Here is a 25,853-nt window from a genome sequence, read left to right on the forward strand (position 1 = left end):
GTTGGGGGGCGACTGTAGCGAATGACGGCCACGGGTGCTGTGACGCGGCCCGAACCGGGGGGATAGCGTGCGTACATGAACGAGAATGTCCGGCTCACCGCGTGGGTACGCGGCCGGGTGCAGGGGGTCGGCTTCCGCTGGTGGACCCGGGCCAACGCGCTGGAGATCGGCGGCCTGGCGGGCTACGCGGGGAATCTTTCCGACGGCCGGGTCCAGGTGGTCGCCGAGGGCGAACGGGAGCGCTGCGAACATCTGCTCGACTGGCTGCGCCGCGGCGACACGCCCGGCCGGGTCGACGGGGTGACCGAAATCTGGGGGGACCCGCGCGGCGGATACGAGGGTTTCGAGATCCGGTGAGCACAACTGGTTGCCATCTGGCGAAGGGCGTGTCAGGCTGCCCCCAGCGAGGATGATCTCGAAGCCACGCGGGCGGCCACCGGCGCTATCAGCGCCGTGTTTTCTGAGGCGGACCCGGCGACTGGGCTGTGATCGTGTTGACCGTCCCCTCAATTGGTGAGACGCTGGAAGCCCCGCGCATCGTGGCCCCAAGGAATGCCATGGAAGCGGCCAGGGCACACACCTTGCGCGGGAGCGTACCCCTCACCCACGACCCACCCGCTCCGGTCGGTCACTCAGCGTGGAGGACCATCCATCATGGCAAAGGCGCTTCTCGGTTATGTCGGCGGACCCGACCCGCGACTTCTCGCCGAGATGCGAAGGCTGCAGCAGCGTGTTCAGGACCTGGAGTCCGAGCTTCTTCGGATGCAGGCGGAGAACGACGCGCTGACTGTGGCATCGCATGAAGAGTCGCTGCTCAGCAGTATCGACGTATCTCACGCGGAGCCCGTGCTCGCCTGATCCGGGGATCGATCCGGCGAACCGTCTCTGGCGAATCGTCAACGGACGTCCACCACAGGCCGTACGTCTTCAGGCCGTACGTCAAACGGCTGTATGTCAAACGGCTGTACGTCAGACAGCTGTATACCAAACAGCTCTACGTCAACAGCTGGTACGTCAACGGCAGTACGGCCTGTAGTCCACGGCCGGGCACCGTCATACGCAACATCCGCGAGGGACGCTTCGGCGTCCCTTCGTCGTCCCCACCCTGCTCCTCGCTGCCTCCCGCATACGTCAGCCACACCCCGCACACCCCGCTCTACGTCTGATGTGCCCTGCACCTTCCCTGGTGAAACCGCAGAGCCCTAGTAGAGTCGACCGGCGTGCATCTCAAGAGCCTCACCCTGCGCGGCTTCAAGTCGTTCGCCTCGGCGACGACGCTGCGTTTCGAACCCGGAATCACGTGTGTCGTCGGGCCCAACGGCTCCGGCAAGTCCAATGTGGTGGACGCGCTGTCCTGGGTCATGGGTGAGCAGGGCGCCAAGTCGCTGCGCGGCGGCAAGATGGAGGACGTCATCTTCGCCGGCACCACCGGCCGCCCCCCGCTGGGCCGCGCCGAGGTGTCGCTGACCATCGACAACGCCGACGGTGTGCTCCCCATCGAGTACGCCGAGGTCACCATCACGCGGATCATGTTCCGCAACGGCGGCAGCGAGTACCAGATCAACGGCGACACCTGCCGGCTGCTGGACATCCAGGAACTCCTCTCCGACTCCGGCATCGGCCGCGAGATGCACGTCATCGTCGGCCAGGGACAGCTCGACTCCGTACTGCACGCCGATCCGATGGGCCGCCGCGCCTTCATCGAGGAGGCCGCCGGGGTGCTCAAGCACCGCAAGCGCAAGGAGAAGGCGCTGCGGAAGCTCGACGCGATGCAGGCCAACCTCGCCCGCGTCACCGACCTCACCGGTGAGCTGCGCCGCCAGCTCAAACCGCTCGGCCGGCAGGCCCAGGTCGCCCGCCGGGCCGCCGTCATCCAGGCCGATCTGCGCGACGCCCGGCTGCGGCTGCTCGCCGACGACCTGGTCACCCTGCGCGAGGCCCTGAGCGCCGAGGTCGCCGACGAGGCCGCGCTCAAGGAGCGCAGGGCCGCCGTCGAGGCCGAACTGACGGCGGCGCTCCGGCGCGAGGCCCGCCTCGAAGAGCAGGTACGGGCCCTGTCGCCGCGGCTCACCGAGGCCCAGGCCACCTGGTACGGCCTCTCCCAGCTCACCGAACGGGTCCGCGGCACCATCGGCCTGGCCGAACAGCGCCACCGGCACGCCACCACCCAGCCCGTCGAGGACCGCAGGGGCCGCGACCCGGAGGACATGGAACGCGAGGCCGCCCGTATCCGCGAGCAGGAGGCGGAGCTGACCGAGGCGCTGGACGCCGCCCAGCGGGCCCTGGACGACACCGTCGGCCACCGCGCGGAGCTCGAACGGCGGCTCGCCGAGGAGGAGAGCCGCCTCAAGGCCGCCGCCCGCGCCATCGCCGACCGCCGCGAGGGCCTGGCCCGCCTCAACGGCCAGGTCAACGCCGCCCGCTCCCGGGCCGCCTCCGCCGAGGCCGAGATCGGCCGGCTGGCCGCCGCCCGCGACGAGGCCCGCGACCGCGCCGAGTCCGCGCAGGCCGAGTACGAGGAACTGCGCGCCCAGGTCGAGGACCTGGACGCCGGTGACGCCGAGCTGGAGGACCGCTTCGAGACGGCCCGCGCCGAACAGGCAGCCGCGGACGAGGCGTTCACCGCCGCCCGCGAGGCGGCCACCGCGGCCGAACGCCGGCGCGCCGCCGTCGCCGCCCGCCGGGACGCCCTGGCCCCCTCACTGCGCCGCAAGGACGGCACGGGCGCGCTGCTCGGCACCGGCGAGGCCGACCGGGCCCCCGGGGTCCTCGGCTCCGCCGCCGCGCTGCTGCGGGTCGCCCCCGGCTACGAGGTCCCGCTCGCCGCGGCCCTGGGCGCCGCCGCCGACGCGGTCGCCGTCACCGGACCCGCGGCCGCCGCCGACGCGCTGCGGCTGCTGCGCAAGGACGACGCGGGCCGCGCCGCCCTGCTGCTGGCCGGAGCGCCCGAGCCCGTGGCACCCGAGCCCGTGGCACCCGAGCCCGTGGCACCCGAGCCCGTGGCGCCCGAGCCCGGCGCCCTTGAACCCGCCGCGCCCGTACGGCCCGAGCTGCCCGTGGGCGCCCGCTGGGCCGACACCCTGGTCGCCGTACCCGAGGAGCTGACCGGGGCCGTACGGCATCTGCTGGCGCGTACCGCCGTCGTGGAGTCGCTGGCGGACGCCGAGGCGCTGGTGACCCGGCACCCGGGGCTGACGGCCGTGACCGCCGAGGGCGACGTCCTGGCCGCGCACAACGCGTACGGGGGTTCGGGCGGGGCGCCCAGCATGCTGGAGGTGCAGGCGGCGGTCGACGAGGCCACCGCCGAGCTGGCCGGGCTGGAAGTGCGCTGCGCCCAGCTGGCCGAGGAGCAGTCCGCCGCCAAGGAGCGCAGGGCCGCCGCCGCCCGCGCGGTGGACGAACTCGGCCGTCGGCGCCGCGAGGCGGAGAAGGCCAAGTCCTCGGTGGCCCAGCAGCTCGGCAGGTTCGGCGGCCAGGCCCGCGCCGCCGCGGGCGAGGCCGACCGGGCGGCGGCCGCCGTCGTACGGGCCGAGGAGGCGCTGGCCGCCGCGCGCGAGGAGCTGGAGGAGCTGTCCTACCGGCTGAGCGAGGCCCAGGAGGAGCCCGGCGAGGAGGAGCCCGACACCTATACCCGCGACCGGCTCGCCGCCGACGGCGCCAACGCCCGGCAGACCGAGATGGAGGCCCGGCTCCAGGTGCGCACCCATGAGGAGCGGGTCAGGGGCCTGGCCGGCCGCGCCGACGGACTCGACCGGGCCGCGCGCGCCGAGCGGGAGACCCGGGCCAGGGCGGAGAGCCGCCGGGCCCGACTGGCGTACGAGGCGTCGGTGGCCGCCGCCGTCCTGGCCGGCGCCCGCGGGCTGCTGGAATACGTCCAGGTCTCCCTGGGCCGGGCGGAGGCCGAGCGGGCCGCCGCGGAGCGGGCCAGGGCCGAGCGGGAGGCCGAACTCGGCCAGGAGCGCCGCCGGGGACGGGAGCTGACGGCCGAACTGGACCGGCTCACCGGCGATGTGCACAAGGGCGAGGTGCTGGGCGCGGAGAAGAGGCTGCGGATCGAGCAGCTGGAGGCCAAGGCGCTGGAGGAGCACGGCATGGAGCCGGCCGGGCTGGTCGCCGACTACGGCCCCGAGCAGCCCGTGCCGCCGTCACCGCCCGCCGAGGGCGAGACCCTGCCCGAGGACCCTGCGGACCCGCGCAACCAGCCGCGCCCGTATGTCAGGGCCGAGCAGGAGAAGCGGCTGCGGGCGGCCGAGAAGGCGTACCACCAGCTCGGCAAGGTCAACCCGCTGGCGCTGGAGGAGTTCGCCGCCCTTGAGGAGCGGCACAAGTTCCTCACCGAGCAGCTCGAAGACCTCCGCAGGACCCGCGCCGATCTGCTCCAGGTGGTCAAGGACGTCGACGAGCGGGTGGAGCAGGTCTTCACCGCCGCCTTCCACGACACCGCGCGTGAGTTCGAGGGCGTCTTCTCGCGGCTCTTTCCCGGCGGCGAGGGCAGGCTGCTGCTCACCGACCCGGACAACATGCTCACCACCGGGGTGGACGTCGAGGCGCGGCCGCCGGGGAAGAAGGTGAAGCGGCTGTCGCTGCTGTCGGGAGGCGAACGCTCGCTGACCGCCGTGGCGATGCTGGTGTCGATCTTCAAGGCCCGGCCGAGCCCGTTCTATGTGATGGACGAGGTCGAGGCCGCCCTGGACGACACCAATCTGCAGCGGCTGATCCGGATCATGGAGGAGCTCCAGGAGAGCTCGCAGCTCATCGTCATCACGCACCAGAAGCGGACGATGGAGGTCGCCGATGCCCTGTACGGCGTATCGATGCAGGGCGACGGCGTGTCCAAGGTGATCAGCCAGCGACTCCGGAACGGCAAGCAGAAGACCGCCTGAGCGGGACGGCCTTCGGGGTGCGCGGGCGCGGCGAGGGCCCGCCTTGACCTGGGCGTTTCCGGCATTGAGGGACAAAATTCCCAGGATTGCCCCCCGGGACGCGGGCAACACGTTCGAGTGGTGGCCGTTGGGGGGTCGGCCAACACTGGAAGATCCAGCCCCTCATGCGAGGGCTCATCGCCGAGCCCAGGGAGAGCGCCTTGACGACCACAGCACAGGCAAGCGAGCCGGCGGACAAGACCCCGCCACCCGAACACCTCGCCCATGTCGTCTTCATCGCCGCCGCCGCGGCCATGGGCGGCTTCCTGTTCGGGTACGACAGCTCCGTCATCAACGGCGCCGTCGAGGCCATCCGGGACAAGTACCACATCGGCTCGGGCGAACTCGCCCAGGTCATCGCCATCGCGCTGATCGGCTGCGCGATCGGCGCCGCGACCGCGGGCCGGGTGGCCGACCGGATCGGCCGTATCCACTGCATGCGGATCGCCGCCGTGATGTTCACCATCAGCGCCGTCGGCTCCGCGCTGCCGTTCGCCCTGTGGGAGCTGGCCTTCTGGCGGATCATCGGCGGCTTCGCGATCGGTATGGCCTCGGTCATCGGCCCGGCCTACATCGCCGAGGTCTCCCCGCCCGCCTACCGCGGCCGGCTCGCGTCCTTCCAGCAGGCCGCGATCGTGCTCGGCATCGCTGTCTCCCAACTGGTCAACTACGCGATCCTCCAGGGCGCCAACGGCAACCAGCGCGGCAAGATCATCGGACTGGAAGCCTGGCAGCTGATGCTCGGTGTGATGGTGGTCCCCGCGGTGATCTACGGCATGTTCTCCTTCGTCATCCCCGAGTCCCCGCGCTATCTGATCTCGGTGGGCCGCGAGCACGACGCCAAGGCCGTACTGGCCGATGTCGAGGGCGAGCACATCGACCTCGACGCGCGTGTCGCCGAGATCGAGCACGCGATGCGGCGCGAGCACAAGTCGACCTTCAAGGACCTGCTCGGCTCCCGGAGGGGCTTCCTGCCGATCGTGTGGGTCGGCATCGGGCTCTCGGTCTTCCAGCAACTCGTCGGCATCAACGTGGCCTTCTACTACTCCGCCACGCTCTGGCAGTCGGTCGGCATCGACCCCAGCAGCTCGTTCCTCTACTCCTTCACCACCTCGATCGTGAACATGATCGGCACGGGCATCGCCATACTCTGTGTCGACCGGATCGGCCGCAGGCCACTCGCCCTGATCGGCTCCACCGGCATGGCGGTCGCCCTGGCCCTGGAGGCGTGGGCCTTCTCCGCCAAGAGCGGCGCCACCCTCCCCAACACCGAGGGCACGGTCGCGCTGATCGCCGCGCACTGCTTCGTGCTCTTCTTCGCGCTGTCCTGGGGTGTCATCGTGTGGGTCTTCCTCGGCGAGATGTTCCCGAACAAGATCCGCGCCGCCGCCCTGGGCGTCGCCGCCTCCGCGCAGTGGATCGCCAACTGGGCCGTCACCGCGAGCTTCCCGAGCCTCGCCGGCTGGAACCTGTCGGCCACGTACGTCATCTACACGTGCTTCGCGGTGCTCTCCATCCCGTTCGTCCTCCTCTTCGTCAAGGAGACCAAGGGCAAGACCCTGGAGGAGATGGGCTGAGCCGGCTCTCCGCGGCGGGGGCGCGGCCGTACCTCCCGCGGCGAGTCCGCGCGCCCTGGGGCGAGAAGGCGGCGACCGAACCGTGATACTGGGGGGGTTATGGAAATCGTCATCCTAGTCGTCGTCATCGCTCTGGTCGTGGTCCTCGGGGCCGGCGGGCTGGTGGTGGGCAGCCGCCGCAGGAAAAAGCAGCTGCCGCCCTCGCCGCCGAGCCCCCCGACGATCACCACGCCTCCCGCCGAACCGCACGTCGGGGACGAGGCCGAGACCCCGCGGGAGGAACCCCGCCGGACCATCGAGGAGGTTCCGCTCCCCGGCGCCACCGCCGCGCCCGAGGCCGTCGAGGAGGTGCCGGTCCCGCCCGCGCCGGAGATCGAGCGGCCGGAACCGACCGCCGGCCGCCTCGTACGGCTGCGCTCCCGTCTGTCCCGCTCGCAGAACTCGCTGGGCAAGGGCCTGCTCACCCTGCTCTCCCGGGAACGCCTCGACGAGGAGACGTGGGAGGAGATCGAGGACACCCTGATCACCGCCGACGTCGGTGTCGCCCCCACCCAGGAGCTGGTCGAGCGGCTGCGCACCCGGGTACGGGTGCTCGGCACCCGGACCCCGGACGATCTGCGCCAACTGCTCCGCGAGGAACTGATCGCCCTGGTCGACCCCACGCTCGACCGCACCCTGCGCACCGAGAGCCACGAGGACTCCCCGGCCGTGCTGCTGGTCGTCGGCGTCAACGGCACCGGCAAGACCACCACCACCGGCAAGCTCGCCCGGGTGCTCGTCGCCGACGGGCACAGCGTCGTACTCGGCGCGGCCGACACCTTCCGCGCCGCCGCGGCCGACCAGTTGCAGACGTGGGGCGAGCGGGTCGGGGCGCGTACGGTACGCGGGCCCGAGGGCGGCGATCCCGCGTCGGTGGCCTTCGACGCGGTCAAGGAGGGCATCGCGGAGAGCGCCGACACCGTGCTCATCGACACCGCGGGCCGGCTGCACACCAAGACCGGCCTGATGGACGAGCTGGGCAAGGTCAAGCGGGTCGTGGAGAAGCACGGGCCGGTGGACGAGGTGCTGCTCGTGCTCGACGCCACCACCGGGCAGAACGGCCTGGTCCAGGCACGGGTCTTCGCCGAGGTCGTGGACATCACCGGCATCGTCCTGACCAAGCTCGACGGCACGGCGAAGGGCGGCATCGTGGTGGCCGTCCAGCGTGAACTCGGTGTGCCGGTCAAGCTCATCGGCCTCGGCGAGGGCGCGGACGACCTGGCCCCCTTCGAGCCCGAGGCGTTCGTGGACGCCCTCATCGGGGAGTAGCCGGGTCAGTTGTTACGCATCACCGGATCAATAGCCGTGCGTAAGGGGTGTCCTCACGGGAGGACACCCCTTACGCGTAGGCGGCGCGGTCGCGGTGGGTGACGTAGGCGAGCGTGCCCAGCAGCAGCCGGGCCTCGGGGGGCTGGGGGATCGAGTCGAGGCGGGGCTCGCGCAGCCAGCCGACCGGGCCGAGGCCCGCGAGGTCCGACGGGGGAGCGGTGACATGCTCGCCCGGGCCCAGGCAGCGCAGGTCGAGCCGCGCGTCGTCCCAGCCCATCCGGTAGAGCAGCTGCGGCAGTTCGGCCGCCGCGCCCGGCGCGACGAAGAACTGCGCCCGGCCGGTGGGCGTGCGCAGCACGGGCCCGAGGTGCAGCCCCATCCGCTCCAGCCTGACCAGTGCCCGGCGCCCGGCCGCCTCGGCCATGTCGATCACGTCGAAGGAACGCCCCACGGGCAGCAGCACCGCCGCCCCCGGCACCCGGTCCCACACCGCCGCGGCCTGCTCAAGACCGGCCCCGGCCGGGATCTCCCCGGCGTACGCCAGCGGATGCGCCCCCGGCGCCGCGCAGCGGGTGTCGCCGCACGAGCAGGCGCCGCCCCCGCGTGCCGCGCGCGCCCCCGGCGCCACCGCCCAGCCGCACAGCGCGGTGTACTCCGCGACCGTGGTGCACACCGCGGCGTGCGTACGGCGCCGCGTGCCGGAAAGCGCCGCGAGCCGGGCCGTGTCGCGCACCCCGTACCGCTGCTGCCGCATCTCGCGGATGTTGCCGATCGTGAACACCATGACCTCTCCAACGCGTCGCCGCCGCCGATGGTTACGCAGCTGCCTGACCTTGTCCGACCGGCATGTGTCAAGTGAATCGTCCGCAACCGCGACCGAGTTCATTCGAAGGGGTGGCGAATGGTGGCGTTTCCGCGACATCGGCCGTCCGATGGGTGATCGTGGGGCTACTTTCAGTACAGGAGTCCATGGCGGTGGCCCACTCGCCTCCCGGATATGCCGGAGGCAAGGTGAGGCCCGAACGCCCGCCGCCGATCCGGCGATACGGGCCACAGGACTCAACGGACCCTGATATGCAGGGGTTCGAGACAAGCGGGATGGGGGCTTGACCGTGACCGGCACACCGGAGAAGCAGCCCAATGCGCAACTGAGCTCATGGTTCATGCGCAGTGGCTGGTCGAAGGGCGAGTTGGCGCGTCAGGTCAACCGCAGGGCACGCCAGTTGGGCGCGCACCACGTCAGCACCGACACCTCGCGGGTGCGGCGCTGGCTCGACGGGGAGCAGCCGCGCGAGCCGATCCCGCGCATCCTGTCGGAGCTGTTCTCCGAGCGCTTCGGCTGTGTCGTCCCGGTCGAGGACCTGGGCCTGCGTTCCCCCCACCAGCCGCCCGCGGGCGGCGACATCGACCTGCCGTGGGCCGGCCCGCAGACCGTCCAGCTGATCAACGAGTTCTCCCGCAGCGACCTCATGCTCGGCCGCCGCGGCTTCCTCAGCACCTCGCTCGCGCTGTCCGCCGGGCCCGCCCTGCTGGAGCCGATGCAGCGCTGGCTGGTGCCCACCGCCCCCGCCGCGTCGGCCGACCCCGCGGGACTGACCACAACCGTGCTCGCCGCGTCCCGCGACGGCGGCGGCCGGCCCTCCCGGCTCTCCCAGCAGGAGCTGGAGCTGCTGGAGTCCACCGCCGTGATGTTCCGCGAGTGGGACAGCCAGTGCGGCGGCGGACTGCGCCGCAAGGCCGTCGTCGGCCAGCTGCACGAGGTCACCGACCTCCTCCAGGAGGCGCACCCCGAGCCCGTCGCCCGCCGGCTCTACCGGACCACCGCCGACCTCGCCGCGCTCGCCGGATGGATGAGCTACGACGTCGGTCTCCAGCCCACCGCGCAGAAGTACCTGGTGCTCGCCCTGCACGCGGCCAAGGAGGCCGGCGACCGCCCGCTCGGCGCCTTCATCCTGTCCTCGATGAGCCGCCAGATGATCCACCTCGACCGGCCGGACGACGCCCTGGAGCTGATCCACCTCGCGCAGTACGGCAGCCGGGAGTCGGCCACCGCCACCACCCAGGCCATGCTGCACGCCCTGGAGGCCCGCGCGTACGCCAACATGGGCCAGGTCAACAAGTGCCACCGCGCGGTCCGGATGGCCCAGGACACCTTCGCCGACTCCCGGCCGGCCGAGGACCCCTCCTGGATCAGCTTCTTCAACGAGGCCGAGCTGCACGCCGAGAACGCCCACTCCTACCGCGACCTCGCCTATGTCGCGGGCCGCAGCCCCACCTACGCCTCCCTCGCGCGGCCCGAGATGGAGAAGGCCGTCAACGGATTCAGCGACGACCCCGTCCACCAGCGTGCCTACGCCCTCAATCTGGTCGGCATGGGCACTGTCCATCTGCTGATGCGGGAGCCCGAGCAGGCCGCGCACTTCACCGAGCACGCCATCCGCGTCGCCCGCCGGGTCCGCTCCGAGCGCGTCAACACCCGGATCCGCAAGACCACGCACACCGCGGTCCGTGACTTCGGCGACGTGCCCGCCGTCGTCCACCTCGCCGACCGGCTCTCCCAGGAGCTTCCGGAAGTCGCCGAGTCCGCCTGAGCGGCCCGCGCGGCATTACCGTACGCGCCTCGCCGTTCCCCGGACGGTGACCGCTCCGGTCTTCTTCCATCCCACCCGTATACATCCTTCACCACACCCGGTGGCGGTTCATCTCCATGTAACAAGGACGACTTCTTCGTCACGGCGGCGAAACACCGAACGGCATCGGCGGAAACCCGGCTGAGTCAATCTCATGGCGAAAACCGGCCCACCCTGCACCGCCCGCACGGGCCGTTCGGATGACGAGGAGACGCCGATGGCACCAGCCATCATGACGCTGGCCGCTGATGCGCCCACGCTCGACACTGGAAGTACGGCGTTCATGCTGCTCAGTGCGGCCCTGGTGATGGTGATGACCCCAGGTCTCGCCTTCTTCTACGGCGGCATGGTGCGCGTCAAGAGCGCCCTGAACATGTTGATGATGAGCTTCATCAGCCTGGGCATCATCACCATTCTGTGGACGCTCTACGGATTCAGCTTCGCCTTCGACTCCGGCAGCGGATTCATGGGCGGAACCCACTGGTTCGGCATGCGCAACATAGGAATAACCGAACTTTGGCCCGGATTCGGGATACCGGTCTATGTATTCGCCGTATTCCAGCTGATGTTCGCGATCATCACCCCCGCCCTGATCAGCGGCGCACTCGCCGACCGGGTGAAATTCACCGCCTGGTCGCTGTTCATCACGCTGTGGGCCACGGTCGTCTACTTCCCCGTCGCCCACTGGGTGTGGGCCTCCGACGGCTGGCTGGCCAAGCGCGGTGTCATCGACTTCGCGGGCGGCACCGCGGTCCACATCAACGCCGGCGCGGCCGCCCTCGGCGTGATCCTGGTGATCGGCAAGCGCAACGGCTTCAAGCGCGACCCGATGCGCCCGCACAACCTGCCGCTGGTCATGCTCGGCGCCGGCCTGCTGTGGTTCGGCTGGTTCGGGTTCAACGCGGGCTCCTGGCTCGGCTCCGACGGCGTCGCCGCCGTCGCCTTCACCAACACCCAGGTGGCCACCGCCGCCGCGATGCTCGGCTGGCTGATCTACGAGCGGCTGCGCCACGGCTCCTTCACCACCCTGGGCGCCGCCTCCGGCGCGGTCTCCGGCCTCGTCGCCATCACCCCCTCCTGCGGCTCGGTCTCCCCGCTCGGCGCCATCGCCGTCGGCCTGATCGCCGGTGTGCTCTGCGCCGCGGCCGTCGGTCTGAAGTACCGGTTCGACTACGACGACTCGCTCGACGTGGTCGGCGTCCACATGGTCGGCGGCATCATCGGCTCCCTGCTGATCGGCTTCTTCGCCACCGGCGGCGTCGGCCAGAGCGCCAAGGGCGTCTTCTACGGCGGCGGCTTCGACCAGTTGTGGAAGCAGTTCACCGGCGTCGGCGCGGTCCTCGGCTACTCCCTGGTGTGCTCCGCGATCCTCGCCAAGCTCATCGACGTCACCCTCGGCTTCCGGGTCACCGAGGACGAGGAGATCACCGGTATCGACCAGGTCGAGCACGCCGAGACCGCATACGACTTCGCCGGCGTCGGCGGCGGCTCCCGTACCACCGCCGCTTCGGCCGGCACCGGCAGCGAGGCGGACGCCTCCTCCAGCAAGAAGGTGGACGCGTGAAGATCATCACCGCCGTCGTGAAGCCCCACCGGCTCGACGAGATCAAGGACGCCCTGCAGGCGTTCGGGGTCCACGGCCTGACCGTCACCGAAGCCAGCGGATACGGCCGCCAGCGCGGCCACACCGAGGTCTACCGGGGCGCGGAGTACACCGTCGACCTCGTACCCAAGATCCGCATCGAGGTGCTCGCCGAGGACGCGGACGCGGACCAGCTCATAGAAGTCATCGTAAAAGCGGCCAGAACAGGCAAGATCGGAGACGGCAAGGTGTGGAGCCTGCCGGTCGACACGGCCGTCAGGGTACGCACAGGCGAGCGCGGACCCGACGCGCTCTAGGGACGGTCCGCACGGTCCGCTCCGAGACCCCTGACAACCCCCAGCGTGGAGAACGAGTGACCGACAGCGTCGAAGCGCAGGACGGCAGTTACGCGGCGGCCCGGCTGCGCCTCCTCACCCAGGAGGCGCGGTCCGGGCCGCCGCGCCGGGCCGCCCTGGCCGCCCTCACCGACCAGTGGCTGGCCTCCCTCGCCACCGAGGCGGCCCTGGTGACCGGCACCGGCGGCTACGCCCTGGTCGCCGTCGGCGGCTACGGCCGCGGCGAACTCTCCCCCCGCAGCGACCTCGATCTGCTGCTCCTGCACGACTCCGAGAAATCCGTGGCCGCCCTGGCCGACCGCGTCTGGTACCCGGTCTGGGACCTCGGCCTCGCCCTCGACCACTCGGTGCGCACCCCGGCCGAGGCCCGCAGGACCGCGGGCGAGGACCTGAAGGTCCAGCTCGGGCTGCTCGACGCCCGCCACCTCGCGGGCGACCCGTCCCTCACCTCACATCTGCGCAGCGCCGTCCTCGCCGACTGGCGCAACCAGGCCCCCAAACGGCTGCCCGCACTCCGCGAGCTGTGCCAGGAGCGCGGCGAGCGCCAGGGCGAGCTGTCCTATCTGCTCGAACCCGACCTCAAGGAGGCCCGCGGCGGCCTGCGCGACGCCACGGCCCTGCGCGCGGTCGCCGCCTCCTGGCTGGCCGACGCCCCCCGCGAGGGGCTTGAGGACGCCCGTACCCGCCTTCTGGACGCCCGCGACGCCCTCCACCTGGTCACCGGGCGGGCCACCGACCGGCTCGCCCTCCAGGAACAGGACCAGGTCGCCGCCGCCCTCGGCCTCCTCGACGCCGACGCCCTGCTCCGCCAGGTCTACGAGGCCGCCCGCCGTATCTCCTACGCCGCCGACGTCACCTGGCGCGAGGTCGGCCGGGTGCTGCGCGCCCGTGAGTCCCGGCCCCGCCGCCGGCTGCTCGGCCGCGGCCGCAGCGCCCCCACGACCCACGCGCCCGAGCGGGTGCCGCTGGCCGACGGCGTCGTCGAGCAGGAGGGCGAGGCCGTGCTCGCGCTCGCCGCCAAGCCCGAGCGCGACCCCGTACTCCCGCTGCGGGCCGCCGCTGCCGCCGCCCAGGCCGGGCTGCCGCTGTCGCTGTACGCCGTGCGCCGCTTCAGCGCTCCCTCGGCCAAGCCGCTGCCCGTGCCCTGGCCCGCCGAGGCCCGCGAACAGCTCGTCACCCTGCTCGGCGCCGGGGAGTCCACCGTCCCGGTCTGGGAGGCGCTGGAGGCGGAGGGCCTGATCACCCGGCTGCTGCCGGACTGGGAACGGGTGCGCTGCCGTCCGCAGCGCAACGCCGTCCACCGCTTCACCGTCGACCGGCACCTGGTGGAGACCGCCGTGCGGGCCGCCGGGCTCACCCGCCGGGTCGGCCGCCCGGACCTGCTGCTCACCGCCGCCCTGCTGCACGACATCGGCAAGGGCTGGCCGGGCGACCACAGCGAGGCCGGCGAGGTGATCGCGCGCGACCTCGCCGCCCGGATCGGCTTCGGCCCCGCGGACGTGGACACCCTCGCCCTGCTGGTCCGGCACCACCTGCTGCTCATCGAGACCGCCACCCGCCGCGACCTGGACGACCCCGAGACGATCCGCGTGGTCGCCGAGACCGTACGGGACACCTCCACGCTGGAGCTGCTGGCCGCCCTCACCGAGGCCGACGCGCTCGCCACCGGGCCCGCCGCCTGGAGTACCTGGCGGGCCTCGCTCCTGGCCGACCTGGTCGAGCGGGTCGCCGAGGCGCTGGTGGGCGGCGCGCTCCCGGACACCGCCGAGCGCGATCCCACCGCCGAGGAGGAGCGGCTCGCCGTGGAGGCGGCCCGCACCCGCGGCCCCGTACTGGCCCTGCACGCGCACAGCGAGCCCGAGGCCGAGGGAGACGCCCTGGACGAGGCACTGGGCGTCGAACTGCTGCTGGCCGTGCCGGACCGGCCCGGGCTCGTCGCCCAGGCGGCGGGAGTGCTGGCCCTGCACCGGCTGACCGTACGGGCGGCCGATCTGCGCTCGGTCGACCCGATCGGCGAGGGCCAGGTCGCGCTGCTGAACTGGCGGGTCTCCGCGGAGTACGGCGCCCTGCCGGAGACGGCCAGGCTCAGGGCCGACCTGGCCCGCGCCTTCGACGGCTCGCTGGACATCGAGTCCCGGCTGGCCGAGCGGGAGGCCGCGTATCCGCGCCGCCGCGGCATCACCCCGCCCCCGCCGCGGGTGAGCGTGGCGCCCGGCACCTCCCGGAAGGCCACCGTCCTGGAGGTCCGCGCCCATGACGCGCCCGGTCTGCTGCACCGCATCGGCCTCGCGCTGTCAGCGGCCGCCGTCACCGTGCGCTCGGCCCGTATCTCCACCCTGGGCGCGAACGCGGTCGACGCCTTCTACGTCGTCGGCGAGGACGGCCGCCCGCTGCCCGAGGCGCGTGCGGCGGAGGTCGCCCGCCAGGTGGAGGCGGCGCTGCGGTGACGCGTCCCCGCGGCGGGACGGGAGCGTTCGGGCGGGCACCCGTTACGGCGGGGCGGACCGTACGCTCCCCGGGCCGGATACCCTGGAAGGCGATTGACCCCACTCCCGACCGCAAGGATCTGCGTCCGCCGTGTTCGATACGCTGTCTGACCGCCTCAGCGCGACATTCAAGAACCTCCGGGGCAAGGGCCGTCTGTCCGAGGCGGACATCGACGCCACCGCCCGCGAGATCCGTATCGCCCTGCTCGAAGCGGATGTCGCGCTCCCGGCCGTGCGGTCGTTCATCGCGAACGTCAAGCAGCGGGCGGTGGGCGCCGAGGTCTCCCAGGCGCTCAACCCCGCGCAGCAGGTCATCAAGATCGTCAACGAGGAACTGGTCACGATCCTCGGCGGCGAGTCCCGCCGGCTGCGGTTCGCCAAGCAGCCGCCGACCGTGATCATGCTCGCCGGCCTCCAGGGCGCGGGCAAGACCACCCTCGCGGGCAAGCTCGGCCTGTGGCTCCAGAAGCAGGGCCACACCCCGCTGCTGGTCGCCTGCGACCTCCAGCGGCCCAACGCCGTGAACCAGCTCTCCGTGGTCGCCGAGCGCGCGGGCGTCGCCGTCTTCGCGCCCGAGCCGGGCAACGGCGTGGGCGACCCGGTGAAGGTCGCGAAGGACTCCATCGACTACGCCACGTCCCGGCAGTACGACGTCGTCGTCGTGGACACCGCGGGCCGCCTGGGCATCGACCAGGAGATGATGCGGCAGGCCGCGGACATCCGTGACGCGGTCCGGCCGACCGAGATCCTCTTCGTCGTCGACGCGATGATCGGCCAGGACGCGGTGAACACCGCGGAGGCCTTCCGCGACGGCGTCGGCTTCGACGGCGTGGTGCTCTCCAAGCTCGACGGCGACGCCCGGGGCGGCGCCGCGCTGTCGATCGCGCACGTCACCGGCAAGCAGATCATGTTCGCGTCCAACGGTGAGAAGCTGGACGACTTCGACGCCTTCCACCCGGACCGGATGGCGTCGCGGATCCTCGGCATGGGCGATGTGCTCTCGCTCATCGAGAGGGCCGAGCAGACCTTCAGCCAGGCCGAGGCCGAGAAGATGGCGGCCAAGCTGGCGAAGGGCCCCAAGGAGTTCACGCTCGACGACTTCCTGGCCCAGATGGAGCAGGTCCGCAAGATGGGCTCCATCTCCAAGCTGCTCGGGATGCTCCCGGGCATGGGCCAGATCAAGGACCAGATCAACAACCTGGACGAGCGGGACGTGGACCGCACCGCGGCGATCATCAAGTCGATGACCCCGGGCGAGCGCCAGGACCCGCACCTCATCAACGGCTCGCGCCGGGCCCGGATCGCCAAGGGCTCCGGGGTCGAGGTCAGCGCGGTCAAGAGCCTGGTCGAGCGGTTCTTCGAGGCGCGCAAGATGATGTCCCGGATGGCCCAGGGCGGCGGCATGCCCGGGATGCCGGGCATGCCCGGCATGGGCGGCGGTCCGGGGCGGCAGAAGAAGCAGCAGAAGCAGGCCAAGGGCCGGCGGCAGAGCGGCAACCCGATGAAGCGCAAGGAGGAGGCCGCCGCCGCTGCCGCCCGCCGCGAGCAGCAGCAGAACCAGGACCCGAACGCCTCTCCGTTCGGTCTGCCGGGCCCGGGTCAGGACTTCGAACTGCCCGACGAGTTCAAGAAGTTCATGGACTGACGTCCGCCGCCCGACGGCCGGTGGGCGCCCCCGCGCGCTGCGCGCACCGGCCGGGAGGCGATGATGGGATCATGCGCGTATCGATCCGAGAGCCCCGTACCAGTGACGCCGAAGCCCATCGGGCGGCCGTGCTGAGGTCAGTCGAGCACCTCCGCCCGTGGAATCCGGTGGACCCCGACGGCTTCCACGAGCTGCTGCGGCGCCAGGGCCACGAGCTGCGGACGTTCCTGATCATCAACGAGGAGGACGGCGGCATCGTCGGCCGGGTCAACGTCGCCAACATCGTCCGCGCCCGCTTCCGCAACGCAGCCCTCGGGTACGACAGCTACCGGCCGTACAACGGCACCGGGCGGATGACCGAGGGGCTGCGGCTGGTCGTGGACCGCTGCTTCACCAGCTACCCGGACGGGCTCGGGCTGCACCGGCTGGAGATCAACGTCCAGCCGGACAACAGCCGTTCGGTGGCGATGGCCGAGCGGCTCGGCTTCCGCCACGAGGGCTTCTCCCCGCGGATGCTCTTCATCAACGACGCCTGGCGCGATCACGAGCGCTTCGCGCTCACGGCCGAGGAGTGGCCGGGTCTCGACGGTCCGGCGCAGGCGGCTCCGCGGCCAGCAGACTCCTGAGCCCGGCGCCGCGGGCGACCGCCTCCAGGTCGTCGAGCGCCGCCACCGCCCGCGCGGCGGCCGCCGGGTCCCGCGCGGCCAGCCCGCTGTCGGCGAACTCGTCCTCGTCCAGCCGCAGTACGTCGGCGCCGTCGGCGGACACCCACAGGTCGAGGTCCAGGTCCTCCACGGTCAGACCGTCGGCGGCGACGGCCGCGGGCCGGGTGATGTCGCAGTACCAGCCCTTGGGGACACCGCGCGCGTCGACCACCTCCTTGAGGGAGTACCAGCGGTCGCGCCAGTAGTGCTCGGTGAACACATCGCCCGGCTCGAAGCGGACGAAGCCGAAGTCCCGTACGTCCGGCAGCGACCAGGGGGCGCGTACGGTCACACGGACGCCGTCGTCGTACAGCACGGTCGCCAGGTAGCGGACCTTCTCGCGGCCCGCCTTGACCAGTCGGACGGTGGTGGCGGCGTCGGGGGTGAGCGCAGTGGTCATACGGTCAGCCTGGTGCACGGCGCCCGGGGCGGCCAACCGGATTTCGCCCGCGCTCGCAGCCAGGAGGCGAAGCGCCGCCGTCCCCGCCAAAGCCACCGATTCACGGTCACGCCGCGCCGGGCCGTACCATCGCCTTCATGGCAAAGGCTCCCGTTCTCACCCCCCAGGCGGACGACTTCCCGCGCTGGTACCAGGACTTGATCAACAAGGCCGAGCTGGCCGACAACGGCCCCGTGCGCGGCACCATGGTCATCAGGCCGTACGGCTACGGCCTGTGGGAGCGGATGCAGCAGGACATGGACGCGCGGATCAAGTCGGTCGGCGCGCAGAACGCGTACTTCCCGCTCTTCATCCCGCAGTCCTACCTGACCCGGGAGGCCGAGCACGTCGAGGGCTTCGCGCCGGAGCTGGCCGTGGTCACGCACGGCGGCGGCAAGGAGCTGGAGGAGCCGATCGTCGTACGGCCGACCTCCGAGACGATCATCAACGAGTACTTCTCCAAGTGGGTGCAGAGCTACCGCGATCTGCCGCTGCTGATCAACCAGTGGGCGAACGTGGTCCGCTGGGAGCTGCGGCCGCGGCTGTTCCTGCGCACCACGGAGTTCCTGTGGCAGGAGGGGCACACCGCGCACGCGACGCAGGAGGACGCGCGCGAGTTCGCCTCCCGTATCCAGCGCGACGTCTACGCCGACTTCATGGAGAAGGTCCTGGCGATGGACGTGGTGCTGGGCCGCAAGACGCCGAAGGAGCGTTTCGCCGGGGCGATCAACACGCTCACCCTCGAAGGGATGATGGGCGACGGCAAGGCGCTCCAGCTCGGCACGAGCCATGAGCTGGGGCAGAACTTCGCGAAGGCGTTCCACACGCAGTACCTGTCCAAGGACGGCGCCCAGGAGTACGTCTGGCAGACCTCCTGGGGCAGCACCACCCGGATGATCGGCGCCCTGGTGATGATGCACGGCGACGACAACGGGCTGCGGGTGCCGCCGCGGCTGGCGCACGTCCAGGTCGTCGTGCTGGCGATCAAGGACGACGAGGCCGTCGTCGCGAAGGTGCGCGAGATCGGCGACCGGCTGCGCGAGGCCGGCCTGCGGGTGGTCGTGGACGACCGCACGGACACCCCCTTCGGCCGCCGCGCGGTGGACTGGGAGCTCAAGGGAGTGCCGCTGCGGGTGGAGATCGGGCCGCGCGACCTGGAGGCCGGCACCGCGATGCTGGCCCGCCGGATTCCCGGCGGCAAGGCGCCGGTCGCCCTGGACAGCCTGGTATCGCTGCTGCCCGGAGTGCTTGACGAGGACCAGGAGACACTGCTGCGGCAGTCCCGGGAACGCCGGGCGTCTCGCACTGTGGACGTCGCGACCATCGGCGAGGCGGCCGAGGCCGCGGCCACCGGCTGGGCTCGTATCCCGTGGGCCGACCTCGGCGCCGAGGGCGAGGCAAAGCTCGCCGAGCAGGGCGTTTCCGTCCGCTGCCTGGTCGCGGAGGACGGTTCCGTACCGGTCTCCGACGACGCTCCGGGCACCCTGGCGATCGTCGCGAGGGCCTACTAGCCCCTACCGGCGTCCGCTGACCGAAAAACGGTGTACGGAATACGTCATACGTCCGTCCCTGGGGCGGGTGCGAGGGTTCTCCACTGTCCTCCGCACCCGCCCTTCGTCATGCGCATCATCCGGAACTGACCGATCAGTGCAAATTAATTGGACTGGCCCGGAATCGGAACACCGGGAGCGTCCGGCTCGTTGTTACGGCGTGAGCACGACACCACCTGTTCTCGCCGCCGAGCTGGCAGTCGCCTGGGCCGATATTCAACGGCACCATTCCGAGCTGCCCGACCTGGCCGCGCCCGAGTCCCTGATCGGAGAGTCGTCGTCCGCCTGCGGGACGGAGCTCTCCTTCGAAAGGCTGCTGCACGAGGCAGTGCACGGGATCGCCGCCGCCCGCGGCATCCGTGACACCTCGCGCGCCGGCCGCTACCACAACCGCCGTTTCCTCGCGATCGCCGACGAGATGGGCCTCGACCACGCGGAGGAGCCGCATCCCAGCAGCGGCTTCTCGCTCGTGGTGATGCGGCCCGACACCCGGAAACGATATCGGGGCACCATCGACCGGTTGCAGCGCGCGCTCAAGGCGCACACCGCGGCCACCACCGCCGACACCGCCCGTTCCTTCCGCGGCCCGGCCGCGCGGCACGGCTCGTCGGGCGGTGGCGTACGGGTCAAGGCCGTCTGCGACTGCGGGCGCAACGTCCGCGTCGTGCCGTCCGTGCTGGCCCAGGCGCCGATCATGTGCGGGGCGTGCGGGCAGCCGTTCAGGATCCCGGAGGTCGTAGGGGTGGCCTGAGTGTGGCAGAATGTTCAGCTGAGCACTCGACAGCCGTGCAGGAACCCTCTCTCCTTCGGCTGACGCGTCCGTCGGGCGCGCGACCTCCACAACCCCACGTGGCCGTTCGTCGTGCCCAACCACGTCAACACCAGGAGAACCCACTCCCGTGGCAGTCAAGATCAAGCTGAAGCGTCTGGGCAAGATCCGTTCGCCTCACTACCGCATCGTCGTCGCCGACTCCCGTACCCGCCGTGACGGCCGGGCCATCGAGGAGATCGGCCTGTACCACCCGGTGCAGAACCCGTCGCGCATCGAGGTCGACTCGGAGCGCGCGCAGTACTGGCTCTCCGTCGGCGCGCAGCCGACCGAGCCCGTGCTCGCCATCCTCAAGCTCACCGGTGACTGGCAGAAGCACAAGGGCCTTGAGGCCCCGGCTCCGCTGCTGGTCGCCGAGCCCAAGGCCGACAAGCGCGTCCTGTTCGAGGCCGCCGCCAAGGACTCGGTGGAGTCGAAGGGTGAGGCCATCACCCCCAAGGCGAAGAAGTCCGACAAGAAGGCCGATGACGCCGAGGCCACCGCCCCGGCCGACTCCACCGAGGCCTGAGCATGCTCGAGGAGGCTCTTGAGCACCTCGTGAAAGGCATCGTCGACAACCCTGACGATGTGCAGGTCGGCATGCGCACCCTGCGGCGCGGCAGCGTGCTGGAGGTCCGGGTGCACCCCGACGACCTCGGCAAGGTGATCGGCCGCAACGGCCGTACCGCCCGCGCGCTGCGTACCGTCGTGGGAGCACTCGGCGGCCGCGGTGTCCGCGTCGACCTCGTGGACGTGGACCAGGTCCACTGAGCGGGCGGTTCGCCGGGCGCACCGTCCCTCGGGCGGGTCGTCCGCCGATCGGCTGACACATCTGATGAACACCGGCGCGGGCCGGGAACGGCCTCGGCCGTTCCCGGCCCGCGCCGTATGTCCCGACCGCGTTCGGTCCGGAACCCCCTCCGGAAACTGGAAAGGTGAAGCGCTCCATGCAGCTGGTAGTCGGCAGGATCGGCCGCGCCCACGGCATCAAGGGCGAGGTCAGCGTCGAGGTGCGCACGGACGAGCCGGAGCTGCGGCTCGCCCCCGGCGTCGTGCTCGCCACCGACCCGGCGTCGACGGGTCCGCTGACCATCGCCACCGGCCGGGTGCACAGCGGCCGGCTGATGCTGCGGTTCGAGGGCGTCAGCGACCGCACCGGCGCCGAGGCGCTGCGCAACACGCTGCTGATCGCCGAGGTCGACCCGACGCAGACCCCGGAGGACCCCGAGGAGTTCTACGACCATCAGCTGATCGACCTCGACGTGGTCACGGTCGACGGACGCGAGGTCGGGCGGATCGCCGAGATCACCCATCTGCCGTACCAGGACCTGCTGGTCGTACGGCGGCCGGACGGCGGCGAGGTGCTGATCCCGTTCGTCGGCGAGATCGTGCCGGAGATCGACCTGGAGGAGCAGCGGGCGGTGATCGACCCGCCGCCGGGGCTGCTGGACGAGGGCGGGTCTCCGGGCGCGGACGCGGAGCCGGGCGCGGATTCTGACGCGGAGCCGGGTGCCAGTGCTGACGCCGAGTCGGGCGCCGGTGCTGACGCCGAGTCGGGTGCGGACAGCGGTTCCGCCGGGTCCGGGGACGGCGTCTGAGATGCGGATCGACGTCGTCACGATCTTCCCCGAGTACCTCGACCCGCTGAACGTCTCGCTGGTCGGCAAGGCCCGCGCCGCCGGGCGGCTGGACGTGCACGTCCACGACCTGCGCGCGTGGGCCCACGACCGGCACAACACGGTGGACGACACGCCGTACGGCGGCGGCCCCGGCATGGTCATGATGACCGGACCGTGGGGGGAGGCACTGGACCAGACCCTCGCCGACGGCTACGAGGCCGGCGCGGGCGAACCGGTCCTCGTCGTCCCTACCCCCAGCGGCCGCCCCTTCACCCAGGAGGTGGCCGTCGCACTGTCCCGACGCCCCTGGCTGATCTTCACCCCGGCCCGCTACGAGGGCATCGACAGCCGGCTGACCGCCGAGTACGCGACCCGGATGCCGGTCCACGAGGTCTCCATCGGGGACTATGTGCTGGCCGGCGGCGAGGCCGCGGTACTGGTCGTCACCGAGGCCGTCGCCCGGCTGCTGCCCGGCGTGCTGGGCAACGCCCAGTCGCACGCCGACGACTCCTTCGCGCCCGGCCCGATGGCCAACCTGCTGGAAGGGCCCGTCTACACCAAGCCGCCGCGGTGGCGCGGCCGCGGCATCCCCGAGGTGCTGCTCAGCGGCCACCACGGGAAGATCGCCCGCTGGCGCCGCGACGAGGCCTTCCGCCGTACGGTCGCCAACCGGCCCGATCTGATCGAGCGCTGCGGCCCCGCCGCCTTCGACAAGAAGGACCGCGAGATGCTCAGCATCCTCGGCTGGCAGCCCGGACCCGACGGCCGATTTGGGCGGAACCCCGACGCCATGGAAGAATGACCCGCTGTCGCCTGTCCGGCGCGCGCCCCTGCCACAGGGGGAACGACGCCAGCCGTGACCGAGCGGCCACCCCGTAGACGAATCACGACATTCCGTCGATGACCTGTGGCATCGGCGAGGAAGCGAAGCATCATGGCCAATCTGATCGACAGCGTCAACAGTGCCTCACTGCGCACCGACGTGCCGGCCTTCCGCCCCGGCGACACCATCAACGTCCACGTGCGCGTCATCGAGGGCAACCGCTCCCGTGTGCAGCAGTTCAAGGGCGTTGTCATCCGCCGTCAGGGCTCGGGCATCAGCGAGACCTTCACGGTCCGCAAGGTCAGCTTCTCCGTCGGCGTCGAGCGCACCTTCCCGGTGCACACCCCGATCGTGGAGAAGATCGAGGTCGTGACCCGCGGTGACGTCCGTCGCGCCAAGCTGTACTACCTCCGTGAGCTGCGCGGCAAGGCCGCGAAGATCAAGGAGAAGCGGGACTGACCGCTTGACCCGTCCTTGGCACGGGCCGGATAAGCTTCCGCCCCGATGGACAGCGAAGCAGTGACACCGGAACGCGACCGTTCCTCTCCCGCCGACGAGGCGGAGCCGGAGGAGCGGTCGCGTTCCGTTGTCCCGGCGTTTCCGGCCGGGTCCGATGCCGGGGCCGACGCAGGGGCGGACGTCAAGCCGGACGCCGATTCGGGCGCCGACCCCGTGCCCGAGCCGGACCCTTCCGGCCCGGCCGGCTGGTGGGCGGCCTGGCGGCGGACGGTGCTGTTCGGGCTTGCCTGCGTCGCCGCCATGCTGCTCGTCACCCACTTCGTGGTGGAGCCCTTCCAGGTGCCGAGCGCGTCCATGGAGGGCACTCTGCGGATCGGTGACCGCATCCTGGTCGACAAGCTGGCGTACCGCTTCGGCGGCACCCCGCACCGGGGGGACGTGATCGTGTTCGACGGCAAGGGATCGTTCACCCAGGACGGCGGGACGGACTACGTGAAGCGCGTCATCGGCGTCGGCGGCGACCGGGTCACCTGCTGCGACCGGCAGGGCCGGCTGCTGGTCAACGGCCACCCGCTGGAAGAGACGTATCTGCACCCCGGTGACGTGCCGTCCCGGGTACCGTTCGACATCGTGGTACCGGAGGGCAGGCTGTGGGTGATGGGTGACCACCGTGACGACTCCCGCGATTCCCGGGACCACCTGGGTGAACCCGGGGGTGGCACCGTACCCGTCGGGCGGGTGATCGGCCGGGCCGAGTGGATCGTCTGGCCGCTGGGCCACTGGAGCCGGCTGAACCGCCCCGCCGGCTTCGCCGCGGTACCCGCGCCTCCGGCCGGCCGGCATGGGTAACCGGGGACGGCCGCGCTACGGGCACCACAAGGCGCCGGAAGGAGCAGCGGCGGGCGGGTCGGGAAACGGGCCGGGTGACGGCCGCGAGAGCGGTCCCGAGGGCCCTGGCCTCGACGGTGATGGCGGGGGCGTTGGCGTGGACGGCGGCATCGGCGGGGGCGTTGGCGGCGGTGTTGAGGGGGACATCGATGAGGACAGCGTGACCGACGCCGATGCCGAGGCCGGGTCGCGCCCGCCCGAGACCAGCCGGGTCGAGCGCCGCAAGCTGGCCCGCAAAGTCAAGCGCAAACGCCGCCGCTCGCTGGTCGCCGAGGTGCCGCTGCTGGTGGCGGTCGCGCTGGTGATCGCACTGGTGCTCAAGACCTTTCTGCTCCAGGCGTTCGTCATCCCGTCGGGTTCGATGGAGCAGACCATCCGGATCGGCGACCGGGTGCTGGTCGACAAGCTGACCCCCTGGTTCGGCGCCGAGCCGCACCGCGGGGACGTCGTGGTCTTCAAGGACCCCGGCGGCTGGCTCTCCAGCGAGCCGCAGCCGAAAGCGGACCCCGTGGTCGTCAAGCAGGTCAAGGAGTTCTTCACCTTCATCGGCCTGCTGCCCGCCTCCGGCGAGCAGGATCTGATCAAACGGGTGATCGGGGTCGGCGGTGACACGGTCGAGTGCTGCGACAAGCAGGGCCGGCTGATGGTGAACGGCACCCCGCTCGCCGAGACGTACATCTATCCGGACAATCCGCCGTCGATGATGAAGTTCACCGTCCATGTGCCCCCGGGGCGACTGTGGGTGATGGGTGACCACCGCTCCGACTCGGCGGACTCCCGGTACCACACGGACCAACCGGGCGGCGGGACGATCCCGCTGAATCTGGTGGTCGGACGCGCTTTCGTCGTGGCCTGGCCGCTCGGCCACTGGGAGCGGCTGAAGGAACCGGGGACGTTCGCCTCCGTGCCAGGACCCACCGCGTCGGGCACGGAGGCCACAGGTACGGCCACTAGGGTGGGCTCGGCCAACAACAGCCAAAGGACGAACGACCTGCCGACTCCTGCGGAACTCCCGCTCGTTATGGGAGTGGTGGGCCTGCGCCGGTGGCGGCGCGGGCGGAGATCTCAAGTGAGGAGTGGACGTGGGGGACCTGGTGGTCGGCGCACGGTCTGGTTCCGGCGAGCCCGAGAAGGGAGACGGGCCGGTACCCCCTGTCAACAGGGTGGAGGCCGATGGCGTGGCCCGTGACGACGCGCTCGACCAAGAGGGTCCCGGCGGTCCTGACATGCCGGGTGGCGCCCATCCGGCGGATGAGCCCTCGCCGCCCGAGCGCACGCAGCGCTCCTTCTGGAAAGAGCTGCCGCTGCTCATCGGCATCGCGCTGGTGCTCGCGCTGCTGATCAAGACCTTCCTCGTCCAGGCGTTCTCCATCCCGTCGGACTCGATGCAGCACACCCTGGAGCGCGGCGACCGGGTACTGGTCGACAAGCTCACGCCGTGGTTCGGTTCCACACCGACCCGTGGCGAGGTCGTCGTCTTCCACGACCCGGGCGGCTGGCTGCCCGAGAACCCCCCGCCGAGCAGCAATCCGGTGGTCCGCGGTCTGCAGAAGAGCCTCAGCTTCATCGGCCTGATGCCGTCGGCCGAGGAGAAGGACCTGATCAAGCGGGTGATCGGGGTCGGCGGCGACACCGTCAGCTGTAAGGGCGACGGTCCGGTGATGGTCAACGGCAAGGCGCTGAACGAGCCGTATGTCTACGCCGGCAACACCCCGTGCAGCCCGGAGGCGGAGTTCACCGTCCATGTGCCGAAGGGCCGGATCTGGGTGATGGGCGACCACCGCCAGGACTCGCTGGACTCCCGCTTCCACACGTCGATGCCCGGGCACGGCACGGTGTCGGACAAGCAGGTGGTCGGCCGCGCCGTCGTGGTCGCCTGGCCGATCAACCGCTGGGACTGGCTGGGCATCCCGAGCACCTTCTCGCAGCCGGGCATCAACGCGGTCGGGGCGGCCGTCCCGGCGGCCGCGGGGCTGGCGGGCGCGATGCCGCTGGTGCTGATGCGCCGGCGCAGGCTGCTGGACAAGGCCGAGGGCGAGAGCTGACCTTCGGCATAC

23 protein-coding genes are annotated in these 25,853 nt (G+C 71.5%); 21 read left to right on the plus strand and 2 right to left on the minus strand.

Annotated features, from left to right (window positions below):
* Window positions 1-75 precede the first annotated feature (75 nt).
* From OHA30_RS26910 to ftsY, 5 genes are all read left to right on the plus strand, one after another.
* The gene (locus OHA30_RS26910; protein ID WP_328916454.1) at window positions 76-357 is read left to right on the plus strand and encodes an acylphosphatase; all 282 of its coding nucleotides are present in this window, start codon (window positions 76-78) and stop codon (window positions 355-357) included.
* A gap of 297 nt (window positions 358-654) precedes the next feature.
* Window positions 655-858, plus strand: coding sequence for a hypothetical protein (locus OHA30_RS26915; RefSeq protein WP_328916455.1), 204 nt, complete (start codon window positions 655-657; stop codon window positions 856-858).
* Window positions 859-1,220: 362 nt separating this feature from the next.
* Window positions 1,221-4,883 carry a chromosome segregation protein SMC gene (smc, locus tag OHA30_RS26920; RefSeq protein WP_328916456.1) on the plus strand — a complete coding sequence of 1,221 codons (3,663 nt, stop codon included), beginning with the start codon at window positions 1,221-1,223 and terminating at the stop codon, window positions 4,881-4,883.
* Window positions 4,884-5,083: 200 nt separating this feature from the next.
* Entirely contained in the window at window positions 5,084-6,499 is a 1,416-nt protein-coding gene (locus OHA30_RS26925) for a sugar porter family MFS transporter (RefSeq protein ID WP_328916457.1), read from the plus strand.
* A gap of 99 nt (window positions 6,500-6,598) precedes the next feature.
* Window positions 6,599-7,807, plus strand: coding sequence for a signal recognition particle-docking protein FtsY (gene ftsY, locus OHA30_RS26930; RefSeq protein WP_328916458.1), 1,209 nt, complete (start codon window positions 6,599-6,601; stop codon window positions 7,805-7,807).
* 70 nt (window positions 7,808-7,877) lie between these two features.
* Here ftsY and OHA30_RS26935 read toward each other — a convergent pair whose 3' ends face one another.
* Window positions 7,878-8,591 (minus strand): bifunctional DNA primase/polymerase, encoded by a 714-nt coding sequence (locus tag OHA30_RS26935; protein ID WP_328916459.1) that lies wholly within the window; start codon window positions 8,589-8,591, stop codon window positions 7,878-7,880.
* 379 nt (window positions 8,592-8,970) lie between these two features.
* Between OHA30_RS26935 and nsdA the strand changes: the two genes are divergently transcribed.
* The 6 genes from nsdA to OHA30_RS26965 all read left to right on the plus strand — a co-directional run bounded on the left by nsdA (window position 8,971) and on the right by OHA30_RS26965 (window position 17,132).
* Window positions 8,971-10,398, plus strand: coding sequence for a transcriptional repressor NsdA (nsdA, locus tag OHA30_RS26940; RefSeq protein WP_328918011.1), 1,428 nt, complete (start codon window positions 8,971-8,973; stop codon window positions 10,396-10,398).
* A 256-nt stretch (window positions 10,399-10,654) separates the two neighbouring features.
* Window positions 10,655-12,001, plus strand: a complete 1,347-nt coding sequence (locus tag OHA30_RS26945; protein WP_328916460.1) for an ammonium transporter — start codon at window positions 10,655-10,657, stop codon at window positions 11,999-12,001.
* Entirely contained in the window at window positions 11,998-12,336 is a 339-nt protein-coding gene (locus tag OHA30_RS26950; RefSeq protein ID WP_328916461.1) for a P-II family nitrogen regulator, read from the plus strand. Before OHA30_RS26945 ends, OHA30_RS26950 begins: the two co-directional genes overlap by 4 nt.
* A gap of 56 nt (window positions 12,337-12,392) precedes the next feature.
* Complete coding sequence (locus OHA30_RS26955) at window positions 12,393-14,822, plus strand: [protein-PII] uridylyltransferase (RefSeq protein WP_328916462.1); 2,430 nt, start codon at window positions 12,393-12,395, stop codon at window positions 14,820-14,822.
* A gap of 130 nt (window positions 14,823-14,952) precedes the next feature.
* Complete coding sequence (ffh, locus tag OHA30_RS26960) at window positions 14,953-16,506, plus strand: signal recognition particle protein (protein ID WP_328916463.1); 1,554 nt, start codon at window positions 14,953-14,955, stop codon at window positions 16,504-16,506.
* 71 nt (window positions 16,507-16,577) lie between these two features.
* Entirely contained in the window at window positions 16,578-17,132 is a 555-nt protein-coding gene (locus OHA30_RS26965; RefSeq protein ID WP_328916464.1) for a GNAT family N-acetyltransferase, read from the plus strand.
* Here OHA30_RS26965 and OHA30_RS26970 read toward each other — a convergent pair.
* A complete protein-coding gene (locus tag OHA30_RS26970; RefSeq protein WP_328916465.1) occupies window positions 17,065-17,610 on the minus strand; it encodes a DUF402 domain-containing protein in 546 nt (181 codons plus the stop codon). The two genes, OHA30_RS26965 and OHA30_RS26970, sit on opposite strands and share 68 nt — an antisense overlap.
* Window positions 17,611-17,747: 137 nt before the next feature.
* Between OHA30_RS26970 and proS the strand changes: the two genes are divergently transcribed.
* From proS to lepB (OHA30_RS27020), 10 genes are all read left to right on the plus strand, one after another.
* On the plus strand, window positions 17,748-19,160 hold the full coding sequence (proS, locus tag OHA30_RS26975) for a proline--tRNA ligase (protein WP_328916466.1): 1,413 nt from the start codon (window positions 17,748-17,750) through the stop codon (window positions 19,158-19,160).
* Between the two features lie 199 nt (window positions 19,161-19,359).
* A complete protein-coding gene (locus OHA30_RS26980) occupies window positions 19,360-19,950 on the plus strand; it encodes a hypothetical protein (RefSeq protein WP_328916467.1) in 591 nt (196 codons plus the stop codon).
* A gap of 148 nt (window positions 19,951-20,098) precedes the next feature.
* Window positions 20,099-20,536 (plus strand): 30S ribosomal protein S16, encoded by a 438-nt coding sequence (gene rpsP, locus OHA30_RS26985; RefSeq protein ID WP_328916468.1) that lies wholly within the window; start codon window positions 20,099-20,101, stop codon window positions 20,534-20,536.
* Window positions 20,537-20,538: 2 nt separating this feature from the next.
* Window positions 20,539-20,778: an RNA-binding protein gene (locus OHA30_RS26990; RefSeq protein WP_328916469.1), complete on the plus strand. Its 240-nt coding sequence runs from the start codon at window positions 20,539-20,541 to the stop codon at window positions 20,776-20,778.
* Between the two features lie 176 nt (window positions 20,779-20,954).
* Window positions 20,955-21,605, plus strand: a complete 651-nt coding sequence (rimM, locus tag OHA30_RS26995; protein WP_328916470.1) for a ribosome maturation factor RimM — start codon at window positions 20,955-20,957, stop codon at window positions 21,603-21,605.
* A gap of 1 nt (window position 21,606) precedes the next feature.
* On the plus strand, window positions 21,607-22,428 hold the full coding sequence (gene trmD / locus OHA30_RS27000; RefSeq protein ID WP_328916471.1) for a tRNA (guanosine(37)-N1)-methyltransferase TrmD: 822 nt from the start codon (window positions 21,607-21,609) through the stop codon (window positions 22,426-22,428).
* Window positions 22,429-22,560: 132 nt separating this feature from the next.
* Window positions 22,561-22,908 carry a 50S ribosomal protein L19 gene (gene rplS, locus OHA30_RS27005; protein ID WP_328916472.1) on the plus strand — a complete coding sequence of 116 codons (348 nt, stop codon included), beginning with the start codon at window positions 22,561-22,563 and terminating at the stop codon, window positions 22,906-22,908.
* A 45-nt stretch (window positions 22,909-22,953) separates the two neighbouring features.
* Window positions 22,954-23,757: a signal peptidase I gene (lepB, locus tag OHA30_RS27010; protein WP_328916473.1), complete on the plus strand. Its 804-nt coding sequence runs from the start codon at window positions 22,954-22,956 to the stop codon at window positions 23,755-23,757.
* The gene (gene lepB, locus OHA30_RS27015; RefSeq protein WP_405785185.1) at window positions 23,750-24,985 is read left to right on the plus strand and encodes a signal peptidase I; all 1,236 of its coding nucleotides are present in this window, start codon (window positions 23,750-23,752) and stop codon (window positions 24,983-24,985) included. Before lepB (OHA30_RS27010) ends, lepB (OHA30_RS27015) begins: the two co-directional genes overlap by 8 nt.
* Window positions 24,879-25,841: a signal peptidase I gene (gene lepB, locus OHA30_RS27020; RefSeq protein ID WP_328916475.1), complete on the plus strand. Its 963-nt coding sequence runs from the start codon at window positions 24,879-24,881 to the stop codon at window positions 25,839-25,841. The genes lepB (OHA30_RS27015) and lepB (OHA30_RS27020) overlap by 107 nt, the downstream gene beginning before the upstream one ends.
* The last annotated feature ends 12 nt before the right edge of the window (window positions 25,842-25,853 follow it).

The sequence above is a fragment of the Streptomyces sp. NBC_00223 genome, assembly GCF_036199905.1.
Classification (GTDB): domain Bacteria; phylum Actinomycetota; class Actinomycetes; order Streptomycetales; family Streptomycetaceae; genus Actinacidiphila.